The sequence below is a fragment of the Erythrobacter sp. QSSC1-22B genome (assembly GCF_001678665.1).
Lineage (GTDB): Bacteria > Pseudomonadota > Alphaproteobacteria > Sphingomonadales > Sphingomonadaceae > Qipengyuania.
In genome coordinates this window covers 702,797-720,334 of the sequence record NZ_LZRP01000001.1, presented here as the reverse complement: position 1 = coordinate 720,334, position 17,538 = coordinate 702,797, and the positions used below count along the sequence as shown (strand labels likewise).

The window sequence follows — 17,538 nt, the reverse complement described above, 5'->3', positions numbered from 1 at the left end:
TTTAGCATTCCCGCTTGGATTCGCACGGGGCTTTGGGCAAAAGGCCGCTGTTTTCCCCATGATGCGCTTTGCTCTCCCATCCCTCGGCCGATCGCAGGCCCTGCTGATCGCCGCTCTGGCGCTGCTTGCGCTGTGCGCGGCGGCGGTGTTTGCGCAGGTCGATGGCGACCGCGGGATCGCCCCGATCGCGGCATCCAGCGACATTTCGGTCACCGGGGTCGATGTCGATGTCACCGGCGACGATGCCGAGGACGCCCGCACCAAGGGCTGGGAAGCGGCGCAGCGGCAGGCATGGGAGCGGCTGGAAGGTCCAGACCTGTCCGATTCGCAGATCGCCGCGATGGTCTCGGCGATCGTGATCGAGCGCGAACAGCTTGGCCCGCGGCGCTATATCGCCCGGCTCGGGGTAATCTTCGACCGCCAGCGCGCCAACGCCTATCTCGGCGGTGCGGCGCAGGCGCAGCGGTCGGCGCCGATGCTGCTGGTCCCGGTTACCGTCTCGGCGGGTACCCAACTGGTCTACGAGATGCGCAATCCCTGGCAGCGCGCGTGGGCCGAATATCAGGCGGGTTCGAGCCGGATCGATTACGTCCGACCCTCGGGCGCGGGGAGCGATTCGCTGCTCATCACCTATGGCCAGACCGGGCGGCGCAGCCGGTTGTGGTGGCGCAACGTCCTCGACCAGTTCAGCGCTTCGGATGTGCTGATCCCGATCGCCAATCTCGACTATTCCTACCCCGGCGGCCCGGTCACGGGGCGGTTCACCGCGCGCCACGGACCCGACAACCGCTTCCTTGCCAGTTTCGCGATGACCGCAGACAACCCGCAGGCGCTGCCCGACATGCTCGCGCAGGCGGTGACGCGCTTCGATGCGATCTTCGCGCAGGCGCTGGCCGACGGGCAGCTCAGTCCCGATCCGACGCTCAATCTGGGCACCCCCGAGATCAATCCCGCGCTGCTGCGGCTGATCGAGGCTGGCCAGGCGGCGGACGCGCGGGAGCGCGCGGAAAGTGCTGCCCGCGAACGCGCATCAAGTGCCGCGGCCGAAACAGACGGCACGATCAGCGCCGCGCCGGTCAACACCCCGCCACCCGAAGGTTCGGTCGCGCTCTACACCGTGCAGGTCCAGACCCCCGATGCCGCGGCGTTCAACGGCGCGTTGTCGGAAGTCCGCGCGGCGTCTGGCGTGCGCAATGCCGGGATCCGCAGCACCGCGATCGGCGGCACTTCGGTGCTGACGGTGAGCTACGCAGGTTCGATCCAGGATCTCGCTGGCGCCCTGCGTGCGCGCGGTTTCACCGTGCAACAGGGCAACAACGCGCTCCTGATCAGCCGCTAGGCGGGCGCGCCGCCGATGTCTCAGATCGCGCTCCCCCTCGATTCCGGCGACGCCGCACCATCGCGCATCGTGGTTGGTGCCGGCAATCGCCGCGCGGTCGATGCGCTTTCCCAGCCGCATGACTGGCCCTTCCGCACCGCGGTGCTGCTCGGGCCACCGCGCTCGGGCAAATCGCTGCTGGCGCGCTGGTTCGAAGCTCAGGGGCATGGCGAGGCGATCGACGGCGCGCAGGACTTGGACGAGACCCAACTTTTCCACCGCTGGAACCGCGCGCAGGAAGACGGGCACCCGTTGCTGCTGGTCGCCGATGGCGACGCCTGGGAGATCGCATTGCCCGATCTCGCCTCGCGGCTGGGAGGCTCGCTGCAACTCGCCATCACCGCGCCCGACGATGCCATGGTGGCGGAGCTGATCGCCGCGCATGCCGAGCAGCGCCGCCTTGCACTGGCCGATGGCGCGGCGCATTATCTGGTCCCGCGGCTGACGCGCAGCTATGCCGCGATCGAGCGGGTGGTGGCCGAAATCGACCGCATCTCGCTCGAACGCAAGGCGCCCGCCACGCTCTCGATCTGGCGCGATGCGCTCGATGCGGTGGAAGGGCCGGAGCAGGCCCGCTTGCTTTGACCGGCGAATGGTGGAAGAATCGCAGCCTATGTTCGATCGTCTCACTGTCTATCTGGACTCGATCCGCGCGCGCGACCCTGCGCCGCGTTCGCGTTGGGAAATCCTGCTGTATCCCGGCGTCTGGGCGCTGTTCTGGCATCGGGTGGCGCATTGGCTATTCGAGGCCGAGCTGTTTTTTCTCGCCCGCATGGTCAATCACACCAGCCGCTTCCTGACCGGGATCGATATCCACCCCGGTGCGAGCATCGGGCGGAATTTCTTCATCGATCACGGTTTTTCCGTAATCGGCGAGACCGCGGTAATCGGCAACGATGTCACCATCTACCAATGCGTCACGCTTGGCGGGACCAATCCCACCAATGGCGTCGGTGGCAAGCGCCATCCGACCATCGGCAACAACGTGATCATCGGCTCCGGTGCGCAGGTGATCGGGCCGATCACGGTGGGCGATCGCGCACGAATCGGTGCCAATGCGGTGGTCACCGACGAAGTCGCCGAGGGTGCCACCATGGTCGGCTTCAAGGCGCGCAGCACGCTGGTCCCGGTGGAAACCTACATGCGCGAATTCATGCCCTACGGCACGCCCTGCGATGAACCCTGCGAGCCCGATCCGAGCCGTATCGCCGCGCTCGAGAAGCAGCTGACCGAGATGCGCGCGGAACTCGACAGCCTGCGCAAGGCCTTCCCCGCAGCGACCACAGAGGTCGCAGAGCACGAGAGACTGCGCAGCGGTACGCAGGACTGATGGGGCACGCAGGCGCACCCCCGACCTCGGGCGCGGTGCTGCCGTTTCCGCAGCGTGCACCGCTCCAGGTCGCCTTTACCCGGACCGAGTTGATCCGCATCCTCGATCTCTACGGCCGGATGGTCGCGGCGGGTGAATGGCGCGATTATGCGATGGATTTCGCGCGCGACATGGCGAGCTTTTCCGCCTTCCGCCGCGCCGCCGAACGTCCGCAGATGCGGGTCGAGAAACGCCCCGCGCTGCGCAACCGGCAGGGGATGTGGGCGCTGTTCGGCGAACACGGCCAGGTGCTCAAGCGCGGTCACGAACTCGCCGGTGTCCTTGCGCCCATGGAGCGGCGGTTGCTCAAGACGGTCGAGGACTGAGACGCCTCAGGCGGTGGCGGGCAGCCGCGCGGTCATGGTTGTGGGCATGGCGCCCACCACCGCGCGGCGGATCGGGGTCCACATCGCGCTCAGCGTCAGCAATGCCGAACCGATCACCAGCGCCGTGAGCGCAAAGCTGAGTTCCACGGCGCCGAAGCGGTCGAACAGCAGAGTGAGCGCGATCAGCACATAGGCGAGCGCGGAAACCAGCAGCGCGCGCCGGTCGACCGCAAGCGCGACCAGCCCGAAGGCGACATACACCGCCAGCACGGCCAGTGCTGCGCCGGGTCCGAACGAACTGCCATCGGTCGCACCGATCAGCGTGAACACCGGATGCGCGATCATCGGTGCGGCGAGCAGGTGGAGCCAGAAGGCGACATCGCTGCGCCGCGTCCCGCGCGCCGGATCGCTCATGTCCCAGCGCATCGCGAAGGCGAAGACCGCCAGCCCGACGACGAAGACGATCGCCAGCACCACATCGCCCACATTGTCGGAATTGGGACCGATTGCGGCGACTATCAGCGCGACGACTGTGGCGGCCAGCGCTGCGGTGCCTGCGGCGATGGTGATGGGCACCATGAAGCGCTTCCAGTGGGCCCAGGACGCAGTGGCGGTGATCAGGCCAGCGAGCGCGACCAGCAGCACGCCGATCGTTTCCTGTGCCGTGGAGGGATCGGTCCCGATTATCTGCGTCGATAAGCCGACCAGCGCCAGGAACACGCCGCCAACAAAGGCGAGCAAGAGAATGATGGAGGGCAGCGCCATCCGCTTCTTGCGGGTGAAGAATTCGGCCAGCAGCCACGCGGTGGCCGCCACCAGCGCACCTGCGACCGGCGAAGGACCGTTGCTGCTGGCGAGGATCGCGTCGCCGATGGCCGCCATTGCGATCAGCAGGATCACCACGCCGATCGAGACGAAAACATCGTTGAAGCCGGTAATCAGGCGGAAATGCTCGGCATCGGCCGGGACGGAATCATTCTGCGCCGCGACATGCGCGCGCAAGGCGTCGGCCGCCTCGGCGCTGATCGCGCCGGCAGCGACGGCTGAATTGAGATCCTGCTGGCTGTACACGGCCTATCCTCCCCCATTGGTATGCCGGGGGAGGATAGGCTTGGTGTATTAGAGCGTCAGTACGCTTGTCGGGTTGCGATCCTAGCTGCGTGCGGAAGACGGTCCGGTGCCGGTGACCTTCTGCATCGCGGTAAGGATATTGCCCGACTGCTCGGAGCCCGACTGCGGCGCCTTGAGGTTGGAGAAGTCCGAAATGGTCTTCCAGTTCTCGGCGAAGCCTTCGACCGTGCGCTGGTCTTCGGGAAGCCAGACCGCATCGTTCATCACCACCCAGGAGGAGTGGAACCCACCCGCACCGGCGCCGACGATGGCGTTGCTGGGAGCATCCTCGCTGACGAGGAACAGCGCCGCGGGGACGACATTGACCGGGTCGAACAGCTTGAAGGCTTCCTCGGGGAAGAGGTCCTCGGTCATCCGCGTGCCCGCGACCGGGCTCAGCGTGTTGACCTTGATGTTGTACTTGGCGCCCTCGAGCTGGAGCGTCTTGGTCAGCCCGGCGAGGCCGAGCTTGGCCGCGCCGTAATTGGCCTGGCCGAAATTGCCGAACAGCCCGGTCGAGCTCGCGGTCATCAGCACGCGGCCATAGGCCTGCTCGCGGAAGGTCTCCCAGCACGCCTTGGTGGCGTAGGCCGAGCCGTTGAGGTGGACATCGACGACAAAGGCGAAGTCTTCCGCGCTCATCTTGGCGAAGGTCTTGTCGCGCAGCACGCCGGCGTTGTTGATCAGCACATGGACGCCGCCCCACTTCTGCTTGGCGTCGGCGACCATCTTTTCCATCTGCTCGGGATTGGTGACCGAGGCGCCATTGGCCATCGCGGTGCCGCCGGCCTTCTCGATTTCCTCGACGACCTGCGCGGCCATGTCCGAGGTGCCGGTGCCGTCGCGTGATCCGCCCAGATCGTTGACCACGACCTTGGCGCCGCGTTTGCCGAGCTCGAGCGCGTATTCGCGGCCCAAACCGCCGCCTGCGCCGGTGACGATGGCTACCTTGTCCTTGAAATCGATGGTCATGCTGGGTCTCCGATATGGTTTACGTGAACGTCAATCTGAGCGGCGGACTGACATGTTCGCCGCGCGCTTGCAACCGGCAGTTCGACGCGCCGCCGTGCCGTAGGGTCGGGACGAGCTCAGGCTGGCGTCAGGCCCTCAAGCGCTGGGATCAGCGCCGCGAGCGAATCGATTTCAACATCGGCGCCGAGCTCGCCCGGCGGCTTGTCGCAATAACCGTAACGCGCGCCGACCACCGGCACCTGTGCGGCCCGTGCCGCCATGACGTCATAGGTGCTGTCGCCCACGAAGGCAAAGCTGCCCCCGCCGCAGCGCCCGCGCGCCTCGATCAGCGAATCCGGCTCCGGCTTGGCGCGGCCCTTGCCCATAGTGTCGCCGCCGATAATGGTCTCGAAACGATCGGCGAGGTCGAGCTTGGTAAGAATCTCGCGCGCAAATTCCTCGAACTTGTTTGTCACCACCGCCAGTTTCACCCCGCGCCCCGCAAGCGCATCCAGGCAGTCCTCGGCGCCCGGATAGGCTCGCGAATGGACCGCGTTGTTGGCGGCGTAATAGGTCAGCATCTGCTTGTAGAGCGGGTGGAATTCGTCCTCGGGCAGCCCGCCCTGGCGCTCGACTGCGCGCGCCAGCATCACCTTGGCGCCGCCGCCGATGAGGTCCTTGCTGCTCTCGACCGGGACCGGTTCGAAGCCGCCAATTTCGAGCGCGTGGTTCACCGCGGCACCCAGATCGCGGAAACTGTCGAGCAGCGTTCCGTCGAGGTCGAATGCAACGATGTCGAAGGGGAATTTCACCATGCACGTGGCGGTGACGGATGCGACTTCAAACCGCAAGCGAATGGTGGCAAGGCGCAGACCATGATCCAGAAACGCGAATTCGCCGCCGTCATTCTCGCCGCGGGCAAGGGCACCCGCATGAAGAGCGACCTGCACAAGGTGCTGCACCCGATCGCCGGCCGGCCGATGCTGCATCACCTGATGGCCAGTGTGGAGAGCCTGGAGCCCGCCAGGAAGGTCGTGGTGGTCGGTGCCGGGCGCGAACAGCTCGAGGCGGCGCTGGGGGACACCGCGCGCACCTGCCTGCAGGACCCGCAGCTTGGCACCGCCCATGCCGTCCAGCAGGCCGAGAGCGAGCTTGATGGCTTCGGCGGTGATGTGCTGATCCTCTATGGCGATGTGCCCTTCGTCCGCGAGGCAACCATGCGCGCCATGCTCGACCGGCTCCATGCCGAGGATGCACCCCGGGTCGTGGTGCTGGGCTTCGAGCCCGCAGACCCGCTGGCCTATGGCCGGGTGATCGCCGATGCCGAGGGCCGGATCGGCAAGATGGTCGAGTTCAAGGATGCCAGCGAGGCAGAGCGCGGCTGCGGACTGTGCAATTCGGGGCTGATGGCGGCGCGTGCTTCCGACCTGTTCGGCCTGCTGCGCCGGGTCGGCAACGACAATACGCAAGGTGAATATTACCTCCCCGACATCGTCAATATCGCCATCGGCGACGGCGACGCCTGTGCAGTGGTCACCACCGATGCCCCGGGCGAGGTCGCGGGCATCAACAGCCGCGCCGAACTCGCCGCTGCCGAGGCACAGTGGCAGAGCTTTCGCCGCGAGGAAGCCATGGCCGAGGGCGTCACGCTCAAGGCGCCCGAGACGGTGTTCTTCAGCTACGATACGCAACTGGGCCGCGATGTGGTGGTCGAACCCAATGTGGTGTTCGGCCCCGGGGTCACCGTGGCCGATCGGGCGCATATCAAGTCCTTCAGCCATATCGAGGGCGCGAGCATCGGCGAGGGCGCGCAGGCGGGCCCCTTCGCCCGGCTACGCCCCGGCACGGTGATGAAAAAGGACAGCTTCGTCGGCAATTTCGTCGAGATGAAAGCGGCGGTTCTGGGCGAGGGCGCCAAGGCCAGCCATCTGACCTATCTCGGCGATGCCGAGGTCGGCGCGCGTGCCAATATCGGCGCGGGCACGATCACTTGCAATTACGACGGCTATTTCAAGCACAGAACGGTGGTCGGCGAGGGCGCCTTCATCGGCTCGAACAGCGCGCTGATCGCGCCGGTCAGCATCGGTCGCGACGCGATCGTCGCGGCGGGCAGCGCGGTGAGCGGCGATGTCGCGGATGGCGATCTGCGGATGGTCCGCGGCGAGCAGATCGTGAAGCCCGGCTGGGCCGATCGCTTCCATGACGCGATGAAAAAGAAGAAGGCTGCAGCCAAAAAGGGTGGGTGAAAGTGCAGGTGAGCGGTGCAGTGCCTGTAAGTCCGGGCGAGGGCGCGCATTTCATCACCGGAAACGAAAAGGGCGGCCCGTCGAGGCCGCCCTTTCTCTATTCTGCGATGGTCGCGAGCGAACTCAGCCCTCGACGTGCTCCGCCAGCACGGTGAGGCCGTTTTCGCCCACTTCCGCGAAGCCGCCGCGCACTTCGATCAATTCGGGCGCCGCGCCCTCGGTGCGGTAGACCTGTACCGCGCCGTCGCGAATGGTCGACATGAAGGGCGCATGCCCCTCGAGCACGCCAAACTCGCCTTCCGTGCCGGGGACGACCACCATGTGGACGTCCTCGCTGCGGACCTGCTTGATCGGGGTGACGAGTTCGAAGTGCAAAGCCATGATCAGTCTTCTCTGTTGTTGCCCGCGTCCTTAGCGTCGGCGGGCGTCGAGTCCAGTCCCCTGCCGTCGAGGCGGAGCGCGAGGATTGTCGCAATCGCCCCGCTGATCGCATAGCCGAGCATGGTGAGCATCTGCTCCCAGATCATCCGGTAGACGATCATCTGCCCGGCAAACAGCGGCACCACCGCGATGACGATCGCGCTGATGGCGAAGGGAAGCAGCAATCCGTCGCGCCGACCCCGAACCATTTGCACCATGCAGCCGAAATTCACCGCCACGACCGGGAAGGCCAGCGCGTAGAGCCACACGGGTCGCACCGGCTGTCCGAAAATCTGCGCTGCCAGCGCTTCGAACGCGGTATCGAAAGCCTGCCATTCGTCCACCCGCCAGCGATGGATATCGAAGGCGGAGATCAGCAGGAAGGTCGCGATGCCGGCCTGCGCAAGCCGGTGCACGAGACGATCGGCACGGACGGAGAGCGGGGGGATGGACCGATGGTTGCCCTCGATTGCTATATCCCCCGCCTCCGGATCCGTGCCTGCCGTCAGGATTCGTCGGCCATCTTCTTGGCCTTCTCGACCGCCTGATCGATCCCGCCGACCATGTAGAAGGCGCTCTCGGGCAGGTAGTCGTATTCGCCGTCGACCACTGCCTTGAAGCTCTTCACCGTGTCTTCGAGCTGGACGAACACGCCCGGGATGCTGGTGAAGACCTCGGCGACGTGGAACGGCTGGCTGAGGAACTTCTGGATCTTGCGCGCACGGCTGACGGTGAGCTTATCCTCTTCCGACAGCTCGTCCATGCCCAGAATGGCGATGATGTCCTGCAGGCTCTTGTACTTCTGCAGCGTTTCCTGAACGCGGCGCGCGGTCCGGTAATGCTCCTCGCCGACAACGCGCGGCTCGAGCACGCGGCTGGTGGAATCGAGCGGATCGACCGCCGGGTAGATGCCCAGCTCCGAGATCGCGCGGTTGAGCGTGGTGGTCGCATCCAAATGGGCAAACGACGCGGCAGGCGCCGGATCGGTGAGATCGTCCGCGGGAACGTAAATCGCCTGAACCGAGGTGATCGAACCCTTGTTGGTCGAGGTGATGCGTTCCTGCAGATTGCCCATGTCGGTCGACAGCGTCGGCTGATAGCCCACCGCCGAAGGAATACGGCCCAGCAGAGCCGACACTTCCGAACCGGCCTGCGTGAAGCGGAAGATGTTGTCGACGAAGAACAGGACGTCCTGGCCTTCGACGTCGCGGAAATATTCCGCCATCGTCAGGCCCGAGAGCGCCACGCGGGCACGCGCGCCCGGGGGCTCGTTCATCTGGCCGAACACCAGCGCCACTTTGGAGCCCTCGGAGATCGCCTCGCCGGCCTCGTTCTTGGCGATGACGCCCGCGTCGAGGAATTCGTGATAGAGATCGTTACCCTCGCGGGTCCGCTCACCCACGCCGGCGAACACCGAGACGCCGCCATGGCCCTTGGCGATGTTGTTGATCAGTTCCTGGATCAGCACGGTCTTGCCGACGCCGGCACCGCCGAACAGGCCGATCTTTCCGCCGCGCGCATAGGGCGCGAGCAGGTCGATCACCTTGATCCCGGTGACGAGGATCGCCGCGTCGGTCGACTGGTCGACGAACAGCGGAGCCTCGGCGTGGATCGGCATGGTCATCTCGGCGCCGACCGGGCCGCGCTCGTCGATTGGCTCGCCGATGACGTTCATGATCCGGCCGAGCGTCTTGGGGCCGACGGGGACGCGGATCTGCGCGCCGGTGTTGATCACTTCCTGACCGCGGGTGAGCCCGTCGGTGCCATCCATAGCGATGGTGCGGACGGTGTTCTCGCCGAGGTGCTGGGCAACCTCGAGGACGAGCGTGATCTCGCCGTTGCGGGTTTCGAGCGCGGTCAGGATCGCGGGCAGTTCGCCTTCGAACTGCACGTCGACGACGGCGCCGATGACCTGGCTGATGACGCCGGTCGTGGTCTGGTTGAGTACGGGAGCGGTGGCCATGATCTGGATCCTGCCTTGGGGGTTGGGCGCCTTAAGCGGCGCACACGTTTTCGGGATCGGCGAGCGTCCATTGACCATCGCCGGGAGTAAGGGTCGCGTCGTTGCGACGATATTCGTCCTCGCCGAGGCCGTATTCGCAGAACACCTCGTCCGAACCGATACCGGCACGGCGGCAGATCGCGGTGCTGACCGGCTCCGCTTCGGGGCAGGCTTCGGCGTAGAGCTGCGTGAACAGTTCCTCGTTGGGGGCCGGCAGCGCCGCCACCGGTTCGGGCGTTGCGACCTGGGTCTGGGCGACTTCGGCGGCGGGCTCTTCGCCGCAAGCGGCCAGAGCGAACAGGGGAGCGATAAAGAAGACGAGCTTGTTCAAGAGATGGGCTTTCATAAGGATCAGAGCGCTTCGGCGCCGGCGATGATTTCGATCAGTTCGGTGGTGATCGCGGCCTGGCGGCTGCGGTTGTACTTGATGGTCAGGTCCTTGATGAGATCGCCGGCATTGCGCGTGGCATTGTCCATAGCGGTCATCGAGGCGCCCTGTTCCGAGGCTTCGCGCTCGAGCAAGGCTCCGAACAGCTGCGTCTTGACGTAACGCGGCAGCAGTTCCTCGAGGATTTCCTCCTCGCCCGGCTCGTATTCGACCACTGCCCCGGCGTCCTTGCTGTCACCCGAAACCTCGGGCGAGGGCACGGGGATCAGCTGGTCGACGGTCGGGTCCTGCGACAGCGCGCTGCGGAAGATCGGGTAGATCAGCTGCGCGATGTCGTATTCGCCCTTGTCGAAGCGGGCGATCAGATCGTCGGCGATCGCTTCGGCCTCGACGAAACCCGGGGTGCGCACTTCGCTGGTATCGAACTGCTTCTCGACCAGCTCGGCGAACTCGCGCTTGATCGGCGCACGGCCTTTCTTGCCGACGAGGTAGAACTGCACGTCCTTGCCCACCTTGATCAGCTCGCGCGCCCGGGCCTTGGCGGCCTTGACGATATTGGCGTTGAGACCGCCGCACAGGCCCTTGTCGGTGTTGACCACCACCAGCAGATAGCGCTGGCTCTCGCCGGTTCCGGCAAGGAGCCGGGGAGCGCTGTCGCCGCCGACCTTGCCCGCAAGCGAGGCCATGACGCCTGACAGGCGCTCGGCATAGGGGCGTGCCTGTTCGGCAGCCGCCTGCGCACGGCGCAGTTTGGCCGCCGCGACCATCTGCTTGGCCTTGGTGATCTTCTGGGTCGACTTGACCGAGTTGATACGGCCCTTGAGTTCTTTCAGGCTAGCCATTTCGGCTCCCTATCTGGTGTGCTCTCGGGCTCAGGCGAATTGCTTGGCGAAGGCGTCGAGCGCAGCCACGACCTTGGACTTGGTGTCGTCCTCGAATTTGCCGGTGGTGCGGATGGTGTCCAGCACTTCGCCGTGTTCGCTGCGCATGTGGCTGAGCATCGCGGCTTCGTATTCGTTCACCCGATCGACCGGGATCGCATCGAGGAAGCCGTTGGTGCCGGCGAAGATCGAGATGGTCTGCTCCTCGAACGGCATCGGCGAATATTGCGGCTGCTTGAGCAGCTCGGTCAGCCGCGCACCGCGGTTGAGCAGCTTCTGGGTCGAAGCGTCAAGATCCGAACCGAACTGCGCGAAGGCGGCCATCTCGCGGTATTGCGCGAGGTCGAGCTTCATCGAGCCCGAGACCTTCTTCATCGCCTTGGTCTGCGCGGCACCGCCGACGCGGCTCACCGACAGGCCGACGTTGATCGCCGGACGGATGCCCTGGTAGAACAATTCGGTCTCGAGGAAGATCTGGCCGTCGGTGATCGAAATCACGTTGGTCGGAATATAGGCCGAGACGTCGCCCGCCTGCGTTTCGATGATCGGCAGCGCGGTCAGCGAACCGCCGCCTTCCGACTTGTTCATCTTGGCCGCGCGCTCGAGCAAGCGGCTGTGCAGATAGAACACGTCGCCCGGATAGGCTTCGCGGCCCGGGGGGCGGCGCAGCAGCAGCGACATCTGGCGATAGGCCACGGCCTGCTTGGAAAGGTCGTCATAGACGATCACGGCGTGCATGCCGTTGTCGCGGAAGAACTCGCCCATCGCGCAGCCGGTGTAGGGTGCGAGATACTGCAGCGGAGCGGGCTCCGAAGCGGTGGCGGCGACGACGATGGTGTATTCCATCGCGCCGTTTTCCTCGAGGCTCTTGACGATCTGAGCGACGGTCGAGCGCTTCTGTCCGACCGCGACATAGATGCAATAGAGCTTCTTGTTCTCGTCGTCGCCCGCGTTGTTTTCCTTCTGGTTGATGAAGGTGTCGATCGCGACCGCGGACTTGCCGGTCTGGCGATCGCCAATGATCAGCTCGCGCTGGCCGCGGCCGACGGGGACGAGCGCGTCGATCGCCTTGAGGCCCGACTGGACCGGCTCGGAAACCGATTCGCGCGGGATGATGCCCGGTGCCTTCTTTTCCACCCGGCGACGCTCGGTCGCCACGATCGGGCCCTTGCCGTCGATCGGGTTGCCCAGGGCGTCGACCACGCGGCCGAGCAGGCCCTTGCCGACGGGAACGTCGACGATGGTCTGGGTGCGCTTGACGCTGTCGCCTTCCTTGATCTCGGTATCGGAACCGAAGATCACCGCGCCGACATTGTCGGCTTCGAGGTTGAGCGCCATGCCCTGAACGCCATTGGCGAATTCGATCATCTCGCCGGCCTGGACCTGGTCGAGACCGTGGATGCGGGCGATGCCGTCACCCACCGACAGTACGGTGCCGACTTCGCTGACTTCGGCTTCGGTGCCGAAATTGGCGATCTGGTCCTTGATGACCTTCGAAATTTCTGCGGCGCGGATATCCATGAGTAACGTCCTTTGATCAGGCCTTCATCGCCTGGGCGAGGGAATTGAGGCGGGTCCGGATCGAGCCGTCGATGCGCTTCGATCCGATGGTGACGACCAAACCGCCGAGCAATTCGGGATCGACGGTCGTGGAAAGCTTGACGGTGCGGCCCTCGCGAGCGGTGAGCCGTGAGCGGATCTGCTCGAGCTGCGCGTCGCTCAGCGCGTGGGCGCTGCTGACCTGCGCGGTGACTTCGCCACGCTGCGCGGCGGCGATGGCACGGAAGGCGCGGATCACCTTGGGCAATTGCGCCAGCCGGCGGTTATGCGCCAGCACACCGATGAAATTCTGCGTCAGCTCGGCAAGGCCGAGCACGGTCGCCACGCTCGTAAGCGCCTGGCCGGCCGCTTTGCGCGAAACCTTGGGGTTGGTGGTGAGCTGGGCCAGTTCGTCCGATTCGGCCAAAGCGGCCTCGAGCTTGTCGAGGTCCGATTCGACCGCGGTCACGGTGCCGTTCTCGCTCGCCAGGTCGAACAGGGCAGACGCATAGCGCCCTGCCAGGCTTGCCTGTATACCGGCGGAAATCTCCACGCGTTGTCGTCCTCTCGAGGTCCGGAAAATAACGATGCTGTCAGCCCGGCGTCGCAGGTGGACGAAAGCCACCCCGGCAAAGCTGTCGCGCGCCTAGCATCGGGTCTGGCGAAGCGCAAGCCGGGTGCCCTTCGACTTGGCAGCAAAATGCAGGCCAATCGCAATCCCGTTGCCGTTGGGTGGCCCATTGCCGGTGGGTTGCCCATTGCCGCTGGATTGCAGGTCGGATGCTGGACTCGGGCGTCGCCCGATGTAGGTTGCTCGCAGGCGCCGGAACGAGCGCCGGGAGAGATACGATGCAGATAACGCCACTTGCCCCGTCATGCGGGGTGGAAATAACCGGGGTCCAGCTGGCCGATGCCGCGGGTGCAACGCTCGAGGCGGTGCGGCAGGCGATCTACGCGCATGGCGTCGCGCTGCTACGCGGGCAGGTGCTTTCTCCCGAAGAGCATATCGCTTTCGCGCAGCGCTGGGGCGGGATCGATATCAACGATTACTTCCCGCTCACCGAGGAGCATCCCGAGATCGCGGTGGTGCGCAAGCGCGAGGACCAGCAGACCAATATCGGCGGCGGCTGGCACACCGATCATTCCTACGACCAAGTGCCGGCGATGGGCTCGATCCTGGTGGCGCGGGTGCTGCCCCCGGCGGGCGGCGACACGCTTTTTGCCCATATGGGCGCGGCCTATGATTCGCTGCCGGACGATCTGAAGGCCGAGATCGAAGGGCTCGAGGCCTTCCACACCGCGGATCATATCTATGCCTCCGACGGCGTCTATGCGCAGACCGATATGGGCGGCGATCTGCGCGGGCAGGGCATGACCACCGGTGCGACCCATCCGGTGGCGATCCGTCATCCGGTCACGGGGCGCAGGCTGCTCTATGTCAATCCGGCCTTCACGGTGAACATCGTCTGGCGGAGCCGTGCCGACAGCCGACCTCTGCTCGACCGGCTGTTCGCCGCAGCGATGGATCCCGCGCATCAGTGCCGGGTCGCCTGGGAGCCGGGCTCGGTCGCGATCTGGGACAACCGGACGAGCTGGCATTATGCCATGAACGACTATCAGGGCCATGCCCGCGAGATGCACCGCATCACGCTGAGCGGCGAGGCGCTCGCGGCCTAGTCGCCTTCCGCGACCTCGCAGGAATAGACCAGCCGTTCGTTGGGCTGGCTGGGCAGGTTGGAGACGACTTCGGTCTGCATATCGCCGAGCGAGGAGGCGGCGTCCTCGGCCTCGCAGGCGGGCGCCGCATATTTGCCGCGGGCCGCGCGCGCCGTGCTCATCGCCTCGCGCGAGAGGAGGTAGCGTTCGGTGCGGTAGATGCGGCGCGCCGGGTCGAAGCTGTTGACCGCGACCGCCTGTTCCTCGTTGGGCACGAACACTCGCGACCATGACCCGGCGGAGAGACCGTATTGTGTGCGGTCGTTGATGCAGCCCTCGGCGGTCCAGTCGAAACTCACCTCCTGCGCCTGCGCGCTGGTGACGCGGCTGCGCTGCGGGTCGAGCGTGCAGACATAGCTGGCGCCATCCGCCCGTGCGCCGGGAGCGAGGCTTTCGCCGGTCTCATCGGCCTCGCCGCCCATGGCGTTGCTAACGCGGCGATCGATCTCGTCGATTCCCGGACGGCTGAGATGGAGCATCAGTGCAACCACCACCGCGCCGATTCCCAGCGCCAGCACGATCCGGTTGCGGATCGGCCAGGTCACCGTGCCGAACTCGCTCTCGACCGGCTCGCGCTTCTCGAATGCCCACCAGATCAGCCCGGCGCCAAGCAGCAGCAGCAACACGCTCGCCAGCATGCGGTCGTCGCGTTCGTCGCGCACCTGCATCTCGGCTTCGAAGCGCGCGCGCTCGCGGCGGATGCGCTCTTCCTCGCTGCGGTGGTCGAGATCCGCACGCGCGACGCTCTGTTCGCGCTCCATCCGGGCGCGCTCCGCCGCATCGAGATCTTCGAGGCTGCGGCATTCGGTGTCGTTGATGCGCGCGGCTACGCCGTTGTCGCCCAGGAAGGCGCGCAATTCGCGGTTCGACACGGCGAAGAAGAATTCGGCATCCGACCCACCCGAATCGGCGCCGAAACTGTTCACCCCCAGCACCCGCCCGCAGCCATCGAGCAAGGGTCCGCCCGAATTGCCGCGCGCGATCGGCGCGGTGTGGAGCACGGTGTCGAAGCTTCGGCTCGGCCGCGTGCCCGCAAGAAAGCCGCGGCTTTTCACCGGTGGTTGGCTGCGGAAGATATCGCCGATGTCGAGCCCCTGCGCCTTGTCGACATTCATCGGATAGCCGACCGCATAGCTTTCGCCGCTGTCAGCGAGGGGCCCGCCTGCCAGCGTCAAGGGCGGCAGTCGCAGGTCGCCGGTGAGTTCGACCAGCGCCAGATCATTGCGCGAGGAGACCGCGACAGCCTTGCCATAGACCGCGCCCGCTCCGTCGGAGGGAACGATGCCGATCCGCAGGCTCTCATCGTTCATGGCGTCGCGGATGACATGGGCGTTGGTGACGATGTGCGTGGGGCTGACCGCAAAGCCGCTGCCGTGGCTGATCGGGTAGACCTGCTCGCCATCGCTGCCGAGGATCACCACGCGCACCACGCCGCGCGCCGCCGCATCGATATCGGCAGGTTCGGCGCGCGCCGGCGAGGGCCCGGCGAGCAGGCCGAGCAGCAGCGCACAAAGAGTAAGGAGACGTCCCATCCAGCGCGCTTCTATCGCGCCCGCGACATTGACCGCAAGCTTCGGGACGCCGCGATGGCGGATATAGTCTAACCCCGCTTGCATCGCGATACGAAGCGAAGGAGGATGAAGGGATGATTGTCGCTGCATCCGTCGAAGTCCCGGGCACCCCGGATCTGAGCGACGAGGACCGCTGGCGGATCGCGCTGGCGAAGGATCGCCGCTTCGACGGTACCTTCGTGACCGGGGTTCATTCGACCGGCATCTATTGCCGCCCGTCCTGCCCGGCGCGCGCGCCCAAGCGAGTCAACGTCCGCTTCTATGCCACCCCCGCCGAGGCGGAGGCGGCGGGTCTGCGCGCCTGCAAGCGTTGCGCGCCCGATCGCCAGAGCCAGGAAGAGGCCGCCGTCCGCGCTGCGGTGGATGCAATCCGGGCGGGTGAGAGCGCGACTCTGGCGCAACTGGCGCGGCTGACGGGCTATGCGCCCAGCCATTTCCAGCGGTTGTTCAAGCGCGCCATCGGGTTGTCGCCTGCATCCTATGCCCGCGCCCTGCGCACCGAGCGCGCCAAGGAGATGCTCGTCGGTGCCGAGCGGGTGAGCGATGCGATCTACGATTCAGGCTTCGCGGCGCCAAGCCGCTTCTATGCCGCGATGGAGGGACGGATGGGGATGACACCGAGCGACTGGCGCGGCGGAGGCAAGGGCCGCACCATCCACTGGAGCGTGGTCGCGACGACGCTGGGCTCGATGCTGGTCGCCGCGACCGAGACAGGCGTATGCTGCCTGTCTTTCGACGAAGGCGAGGCGGATCTGCGTCGCCGCTTCCCCGGTGCCACCCTCGTCGATGGCGGCGAAGACTTCCGGGGCTTGTTCGAGCAGGTCACCCGCGCGGTCGAACAACCGGGGCAGGGCGGAGCCATTCCGCTCGACGTCAAGGGCACGGCCTTCCAGCAGCGCGTCTGGCAGGCGCTGTGCGAAATTCCGGCGGGCGAAACCCGGAGCTACGGCCAGCTCGCAGCGGCGCTGGGCAATCCCGGTGCCAGCCGCGCGGTCGGCGGCGCCAATGGCGCGAACAACATCGCCGTGCTGATCCCCTGCCACCGCGTGATCGCCGCCGATGGGGGCTTGGGCGGCTACGCCTATGGCACCGCGATCAAGGAGGAACTGCTGCGGCGGGAGCGGCGGGAAGAGTGACCCCTATCTCGAGGTTTGACCGGCTCGTAACTCTTTGGTGACAAGCGGATAGCGCGCCGGTAGCGGGGGCTCGTGGACATCTCGATTACCCCCTATCTCGCCCATTATTCGGCCGCGAAGCAGGCGCTGGCCACGAATTTGGGCGCCACCGAGGACCTGCTGCATCTGCACGCCGGGCTAATCATCTTCTTTGCAGCGGCGCTGTTCCTGCGGCATCGTATGCGATCGCGGGTGCCGATTGCGCTGGTTTACGTCTTCGCCTTCGGCAACGAGGTGATCGACTTCTATTCGCCCGCCGGCGGCGCAACGCTGGCGGGCTCGGTGGCCGACATCCTCAACACCATCGTCTGGCCTACGTTGCTGTTCCTGCTCGCACGGCGACGCGGCAAGGCCGGGAAGCCCGACCGGACGCATTGAGCCGACCGGACGGGCTGGGGCGACCGCACCCTTCATCGCCTGAACGCCTCGGTTAGGCTGCCGCAAGCTTCCGCCGTGCAAAACGCTG

General features: G+C 66.0%; 19 protein-coding genes. 8 read left to right on the top strand and 11 right to left on the bottom strand.

From position 1 onward, the window contains the following. Positions 1–61: 61 nt before the first annotated feature. Genes A9995_RS03430 through A9995_RS03415 form a run of 4 tightly spaced genes read left to right on the top strand, consistent with a single transcriptional unit; the run spans position 62 to position 3,073 of the window. Positions 62–1,339 carry a heavy-metal-associated domain-containing protein gene (locus A9995_RS03430; protein WP_233998060.1) on the top strand — a complete coding sequence of 426 codons (1,278 nt, stop codon included), beginning with the start codon at positions 62–64 and terminating at the stop codon, positions 1,337–1,339. A 15-nt stretch (positions 1,340–1,354) separates the two neighbouring features. After that, positions 1,355–1,963: an ATPase gene (locus A9995_RS03425; RefSeq protein ID WP_067609129.1), complete on the top strand. Its 609-nt coding sequence runs from the start codon at positions 1,355–1,357 to the stop codon at positions 1,961–1,963. 28 nt (positions 1,964–1,991) lie between these two features. Then, positions 1,992–2,708, top strand: coding sequence for a serine O-acetyltransferase EpsC (gene epsC / locus A9995_RS03420; protein WP_067609527.1), 717 nt, complete (start codon positions 1,992–1,994; stop codon positions 2,706–2,708). Next, positions 2,708–3,073, top strand: a complete 366-nt coding sequence (locus tag A9995_RS03415; protein WP_067609126.1) for a DUF2794 domain-containing protein — start codon at positions 2,708–2,710, stop codon at positions 3,071–3,073. Before epsC ends, A9995_RS03415 begins: the two co-directional genes overlap by 1 nt. A 6-nt stretch (positions 3,074–3,079) precedes the next feature. On the opposite strand, the gene A9995_RS03410 is transcribed toward A9995_RS03415, so the two are convergent. The 3 genes from A9995_RS03410 to A9995_RS03400 all read right to left on the bottom strand — a co-directional run bounded on the left by A9995_RS03410 (position 3,080) and on the right by A9995_RS03400 (position 5,949). Next, positions 3,080–4,144, bottom strand: coding sequence for a hypothetical protein (locus A9995_RS03410; RefSeq protein WP_067609123.1), 1,065 nt, complete (start codon positions 4,142–4,144; stop codon positions 3,080–3,082). A gap of 81 nt (positions 4,145–4,225) precedes the next feature. Continuing rightward, positions 4,226–5,155, bottom strand: coding sequence for an SDR family NAD(P)-dependent oxidoreductase (locus tag A9995_RS03405; RefSeq protein ID WP_067609120.1), 930 nt, complete (start codon positions 5,153–5,155; stop codon positions 4,226–4,228). Positions 5,156–5,271: 116 nt separating this feature from the next. Beyond that, positions 5,272–5,949: an HAD-IA family hydrolase gene (locus tag A9995_RS03400; RefSeq protein ID WP_067609117.1), complete on the bottom strand. Its 678-nt coding sequence runs from the start codon at positions 5,947–5,949 to the stop codon at positions 5,272–5,274. A gap of 60 nt (positions 5,950–6,009) precedes the next feature. On the opposite strand from A9995_RS03400, the gene glmU reads away from it, so the two are divergent. Continuing rightward, positions 6,010–7,380 (top strand): bifunctional UDP-N-acetylglucosamine diphosphorylase/glucosamine-1-phosphate N-acetyltransferase GlmU, encoded by a 1,371-nt coding sequence (glmU, locus tag A9995_RS03395; RefSeq protein ID WP_067609114.1) that lies wholly within the window; start codon positions 6,010–6,012, stop codon positions 7,378–7,380. 123 nt (positions 7,381–7,503) lie between these two features. On the opposite strand, the gene A9995_RS03390 is transcribed toward glmU, so the two are convergent. From A9995_RS03390 to A9995_RS03360, 7 genes are all read right to left on the bottom strand, one after another. Continuing rightward, on the bottom strand, positions 7,504–7,761 hold the full coding sequence (locus tag A9995_RS03390; RefSeq protein ID WP_067609109.1) for an ATP synthase F1 subunit epsilon: 258 nt from the start codon (positions 7,759–7,761) through the stop codon (positions 7,504–7,506). 2 nt (positions 7,762–7,763) lie between these two features. Continuing rightward, on the bottom strand, positions 7,764–8,216 hold the full coding sequence (locus A9995_RS03385) for a hypothetical protein (protein ID WP_199797200.1): 453 nt from the start codon (positions 8,214–8,216) through the stop codon (positions 7,764–7,766). An 89-nt stretch (positions 8,217–8,305) separates the two neighbouring features. Then, positions 8,306–9,763, bottom strand: a complete 1,458-nt coding sequence (gene atpD / locus A9995_RS03380) for a F0F1 ATP synthase subunit beta (protein WP_067609102.1) — start codon at positions 9,761–9,763, stop codon at positions 8,306–8,308. 31 nt (positions 9,764–9,794) lie between these two features. Beyond that, complete coding sequence (locus tag A9995_RS03375) at positions 9,795–10,148, bottom strand: hypothetical protein (protein ID WP_067609099.1); 354 nt, start codon at positions 10,146–10,148, stop codon at positions 9,795–9,797. A gap of 5 nt (positions 10,149–10,153) precedes the next feature. Further along, positions 10,154–11,032 (bottom strand): F0F1 ATP synthase subunit gamma, encoded by an 879-nt coding sequence (locus A9995_RS03370; protein WP_067609096.1) that lies wholly within the window; start codon positions 11,030–11,032, stop codon positions 10,154–10,156. A gap of 30 nt (positions 11,033–11,062) precedes the next feature. Beyond that, on the bottom strand, positions 11,063–12,592 hold the full coding sequence (gene atpA / locus A9995_RS03365) for a F0F1 ATP synthase subunit alpha (protein ID WP_067609093.1): 1,530 nt from the start codon (positions 12,590–12,592) through the stop codon (positions 11,063–11,065). Between the two features lie 16 nt (positions 12,593–12,608). Further along, positions 12,609–13,163, bottom strand: coding sequence for a F0F1 ATP synthase subunit delta (locus A9995_RS03360; protein ID WP_067609091.1), 555 nt, complete (start codon positions 13,161–13,163; stop codon positions 12,609–12,611). 296 nt (positions 13,164–13,459) lie between these two features. Here A9995_RS03360 and A9995_RS03355 point away from each other — a divergent pair, with 296 nt between their 5' ends. Further along, positions 13,460–14,287, top strand: a complete 828-nt coding sequence (locus A9995_RS03355; RefSeq protein ID WP_067609088.1) for a TauD/TfdA family dioxygenase — start codon at positions 13,460–13,462, stop codon at positions 14,285–14,287. Here A9995_RS03355 and A9995_RS03350 read toward each other — a convergent pair. Continuing rightward, on the bottom strand, positions 14,284–15,858 hold the full coding sequence (locus A9995_RS03350) for a serine protease (protein ID WP_067609526.1): 1,575 nt from the start codon (positions 15,856–15,858) through the stop codon (positions 14,284–14,286). The genes A9995_RS03355 and A9995_RS03350 overlap by 4 nt on opposite strands. Before the next feature lie 113 nt (positions 15,859–15,971). Between A9995_RS03350 and A9995_RS03345 the strand changes: the two genes are divergently transcribed. Both A9995_RS03345 and A9995_RS03340 read left to right on the top strand, forming a co-directional pair. Then, positions 15,972–17,033 carry a bifunctional transcriptional activator/DNA repair enzyme AdaA gene (locus A9995_RS03345; RefSeq protein WP_067609085.1) on the top strand — a complete coding sequence of 354 codons (1,062 nt, stop codon included), beginning with the start codon at positions 15,972–15,974 and terminating at the stop codon, positions 17,031–17,033. A 72-nt stretch (positions 17,034–17,105) separates the two neighbouring features. Beyond that, complete coding sequence (locus A9995_RS03340; protein WP_067609082.1) at positions 17,106–17,450, top strand: hypothetical protein; 345 nt, start codon at positions 17,106–17,108, stop codon at positions 17,448–17,450. Positions 17,451–17,538 lie beyond the last annotated feature (88 nt).

What these genes read in the sequence shown, in the direction of transcription:
- A9995_RS03405 (WP_067609120.1), bottom strand. Translation starts at nt 5,155, where the DNA reads ATGACCATCGATTTCAAGGACAAGGTAGCCATCGTCACCGGCGCAGGC.
- A9995_RS03400 (WP_067609117.1), bottom strand. Translation starts at nt 5,949, where the DNA reads ATGGTGAAATTCCCCTTCGACATCGTTGCATTCGACCTCGACGGAACG.
- A9995_RS03370 (WP_067609096.1), bottom strand. Translation starts at nt 11,032, where the DNA reads ATGGCTAGCCTGAAAGAACTCAAGGGCCGTATCAACTCGGTCAAGTCG.
- A9995_RS03375 (WP_067609099.1), bottom strand. Translation starts at nt 10,148, where the DNA reads ATGAAAGCCCATCTCTTGAACAAGCTCGTCTTCTTTATCGCTCCCCTG.
- atpD (WP_067609102.1), bottom strand. Translation starts at nt 9,763, where the DNA reads ATGGCCACCGCTCCCGTACTCAACCAGACCACGACCGGCGTCATCAGC.
- atpA (WP_067609093.1), bottom strand. Translation starts at nt 12,592, where the DNA reads ATGGATATCCGCGCCGCAGAAATTTCGAAGGTCATCAAGGACCAGATC.
- A9995_RS03425 (WP_067609129.1), top strand. Translation starts at nt 1,355, where the DNA reads ATGTCTCAGATCGCGCTCCCCCTCGATTCCGGCGACGCCGCACCATCG.
- A9995_RS03415 (WP_067609126.1), top strand. Translation starts at nt 2,708, where the DNA reads ATGGGGCACGCAGGCGCACCCCCGACCTCGGGCGCGGTGCTGCCGTTT.
- epsC (WP_067609527.1), top strand. Translation starts at nt 1,992, where the DNA reads ATGTTCGATCGTCTCACTGTCTATCTGGACTCGATCCGCGCGCGCGAC.
- A9995_RS03390 (WP_067609109.1), bottom strand. Translation starts at nt 7,761, where the DNA reads ATGGCTTTGCACTTCGAACTCGTCACCCCGATCAAGCAGGTCCGCAGC.
- A9995_RS03350 (WP_067609526.1), bottom strand. Translation starts at nt 15,858, where the DNA reads ATGGGACGTCTCCTTACTCTTTGTGCGCTGCTGCTCGGCCTGCTCGCC.
- A9995_RS03430 (WP_233998060.1), top strand. Translation starts at nt 62, where the DNA reads ATGCGCTTTGCTCTCCCATCCCTCGGCCGATCGCAGGCCCTGCTGATC.
- A9995_RS03345 (WP_067609085.1), top strand. Translation starts at nt 15,972, where the DNA reads ATGATTGTCGCTGCATCCGTCGAAGTCCCGGGCACCCCGGATCTGAGC.
- A9995_RS03355 (WP_067609088.1), top strand. Translation starts at nt 13,460, where the DNA reads ATGCAGATAACGCCACTTGCCCCGTCATGCGGGGTGGAAATAACCGGG.
- glmU (WP_067609114.1), top strand. Translation starts at nt 6,010, where the DNA reads ATGATCCAGAAACGCGAATTCGCCGCCGTCATTCTCGCCGCGGGCAAG.